The sequence below is a fragment of the Cellulomonas sp. IC4_254 genome, assembly GCF_011603975.1.
Lineage (GTDB): Bacteria > Actinomycetota > Actinomycetes > Actinomycetales > Cellulomonadaceae > Cellulomonas.
Window position 1 is genome coordinate 1 of sequence record NZ_JAANNB010000304.1, and the last position, 2,891, is coordinate 2,891.

The following is a 2,891-nucleotide window of genomic DNA, read 5'->3' on the forward strand; positions in this document are numbered from 1 at the left end:
CACCGCATGACCACCCCGCTCGTCGGCATCGTCATGGGCTCGGACTCGGACTGGCCCGTCATGGAGGCGGCCGCCGAGGCGCTCGCCGAGTTCGACGTCCCGGTGGAGGTCGACGTCGTCTCCGCGCACCGCCAGCCGGACAAGATGGTCACCTACGGCCGCGAGGCCGCCGGCCGCGGGCTGCGGGCGATCATCGCGGGCGCGGGCGGCGCGGCCCACCTGCCGGGGATGCTCGCGGCCGTGACGCCGCTGCCGGTGATCGGCGTCCCGGTGCCGCTGGCCCGGCTCGACGGGATGGACTCCCTGCTCTCGATCGTGCAGATGCCCGCGGGCGTCCCGGTGGCGACGGTGTCGATCGGCGGCGCCCGGAACGCGGGGCTGCTGGCCGCGCGCATCCTCGGCGCGGGCACGGACGAGACCGCGCGCCGGCTGGCGGCGGCGATGCTCGCGTTCCAGGACGACCTGCGGGCGCAGGCGGACGCGAAGGGGGAGCGGCTGCGGTCGCTGCACGGCGACGGCCGGCGGCCCGCGGTGGGCTTCGGGGGCTGACGCCCGCACGCGGTCCTGAGCATCGCGGGCGCCGCCCGCACGCGGCGTGAAGGTCTCGTCGAGACCCCGCCCGGGCCCCGCCGCTCGACGGGCGGACCCCGCGAACCGCGCCTAGCGTCGAGCCGGTGACGACCACCGCACCGCCCCGCACCGCCGGCCGCGACGCGACGACGACCGCGGCCCGCACGCCGACGGCCGCGCGCGCGCCGCGCCTGGCCGCGCTCGACGCGCTCCGGTTCCTCGCCGCCCTCGGCGTGCTCGCCTACCACTTCACGGCCCGGCAGACCGACGCCTGGGGCCGGGACCTGGCCGAGGTCGCCCCTGCCGTCGCCGGCTGGGCCACGTACACCTCGCTGGGCCCGGAGCTGTTCTTCGTGATCAGCGGGTTCGTCATCCTCATGACGGCGTGGGGCCGCTCGGTCCCCGACATCGTGGGCTCCCGGGTCGCCCGGCTCTACCCGGCGTACTGGACGGGCGTGCTGCTCACCGGCGCGCTGCTGCTGCTCGTCTGGCCGGGCAAGGAGATCACCGGCGGCCAGGTGCTGGTCAACCTCACGCTGCTGCAGTCGCTGGTCGACGTCGGCCACGTGGACGGCGTGTACTGGACGCTCTGGGTGGAGCTGCGGTTCTACGTGCTGATCGCCCTGCTCGCGGCGGTCGGGATCACCCGGCGCCGGGTGCTGTGGTTCGCGGCCCTGTGGCCGGCGGCCGCGATGGTCGCCCGTACCCTCGGCTGGTCGGACGCGGTCACCTGGCTGGTCGCGCCGTACGCCCCGCTGTTCGCCGCCGGCATGGCGCTGTACGTCATCCACCGCACGGGGCACGCCGTCGTGCCGTGGCTGCTCGTCGGGGCGAACACCGCCGTCGCGACCGCCGCGCTGGTCCCGGCGCGGATGCGCTCGCTGGGCGCGAACTCCGTGGTCGAGCCGAGCGCCCTGCTGCTGGCGGTCGCGCTGCCCGCCTGCGTCGGCCTGGTGGCGCTCGTGTCGCTGACGCCGCTCGCGCGGTGGCGCTGGGCCGGCCTGACCGCCGCGGGCGCGCTGACCTACCCGCTCTACCTCACGCACGAGTACTGGGGCCTGTGGGTGATCCACCTGCTGCACGACCGGCTGCCCGTCTGGGCCGTGCTCGCCGCGGCGACCGGGTTCTCCCTGGTGCTGGCCTGGCTCGTGCACCGGTTCGTCGAGAAGCCGTTCGGCCTGCGGCTGCGCCGGGCGACCACCGCGGGCTGCGAGCGGCTGCGGGACGCGCTCACGGGCCTCGTCGGCCTGGTGCGCGCCGGGTTCGGGTCCGGTCAGGAGCCGGGCACGCCCCCGACGACGCCCGGCTCGAGGGAACCGTCGCGGATCGCCGCGAAGAAGGACGGCGTCTGGTCCGGGTCGAGGAGCACCGTCGACCCGGCGTTGCCCGGGCGGTAGTCCAGGCTCTTGATCGGCGGGGTGCCGGTGATGCCGCCCGGCCCGGTGGCCGCGCGGAACGCCAGGGCGAGCCGGCCGAGGTCCACGATGCCCGTCTCGTCGCTCGCCGTGAGCACGGCGGTGCCGGAGTCGATCAGCGAGACCTGCTTGCCGGGCTGGAAGAGCAGCGCCGGGTTCTCCGCCTTGGCGGCGACCGCGCTGATGAGCGCGCGCTGGCGCAGGCCGCGGCCGATGTCGCCGGACGGGTCGGAGTACCGCATCCGCGAGTAGGCGAGCGCCTGCACCCCGTCGACCGTCTTGCAGCCGGGCGCGTCCCAGACCAGGCCGGACTTCTCGTCGTTCACCGGGAACGTGATGCCGGTGCTGCCGTCGAGGCACAGCTCGACGCCGCCGAGCGAGTCGACGATCTGCTCGACGCCGCCGAAGCCGATCTCCACGTAGTGGTCGACCGTCAGCCCCGTCAGCTCCTCGACGGTCTGCACCAGCAGCGGCGCCCCGCCCCAGGAGAACGCGGCGTTCAGCTTGCTCGGCTCGAAGCCGGGGATGTCGGCGTAGGTGTCGCGGGGGAGCGAGATCAGCGCCGCGGGGCCGGACTCCGGCACCTGGAGCAGCAGGATCGTGTCGGTGCGGGCGCCGACGGTCTCGCTGTCCTCGATCACCCCGTCCTCGCGGGAGTCCGACCCGGCGAGCAGGTAGGTGGTGCCCGGGGTGTCGGCCGCGCCCGACAGCGCGGAGACGTGCTGGATCTTGCCGTCGGCCCACAGCAGCAGGCCGATCGGCCACGCGAGCAGCAGCACGAGCGCGACGACCACGACGCCGGCGACCACCCGGCCACGGCGGCGCCGGCGGCGCGGCGCGGCGGGCGGTGCGGCGGACGCGGGGTCGGCGGGCCGGCCGGCGCCGTGCCCCGCGACCTGCCCGGCG

Annotated in this window: 2 protein-coding genes and 1 pseudogene; 2 read left to right on the forward strand and 1 reads right to left on the reverse strand. The window is 76.0% G+C overall.

From position 1 onward, the window contains the following. Positions 1–6: 6 nt before the first annotated feature. The gene (purE, locus tag G6556_RS18135; protein WP_166944452.1) at positions 7–549 is read left to right on the forward strand and encodes a 5-(carboxyamino)imidazole ribonucleotide mutase; all 543 of its coding nucleotides are present in this window, start codon (positions 7–9) and stop codon (positions 547–549) included. Between the two features lie 125 nt (positions 550–674). Beyond that, positions 675–1,712 (forward strand): annotated as a pseudogene (locus tag G6556_RS19790) (acyltransferase); the annotation flags it as partial. Between the two features lie 131 nt (positions 1,713–1,843). Here G6556_RS19790 and G6556_RS18140 read toward each other — a convergent pair. After that, a partial coding sequence (locus G6556_RS18140) for an LCP family protein (RefSeq protein WP_240934714.1) occupies positions 1,844–2,891 on the reverse strand: 1,048 nt, incomplete at its 5' end.

Coding starts and splice junctions, on each gene's coding strand:
- purE (WP_166944452.1), top strand. CDS start 7: ATGACCACCCCGCTCGTCGGCATCGTCATGGGCTCGGACTCGGACTGG.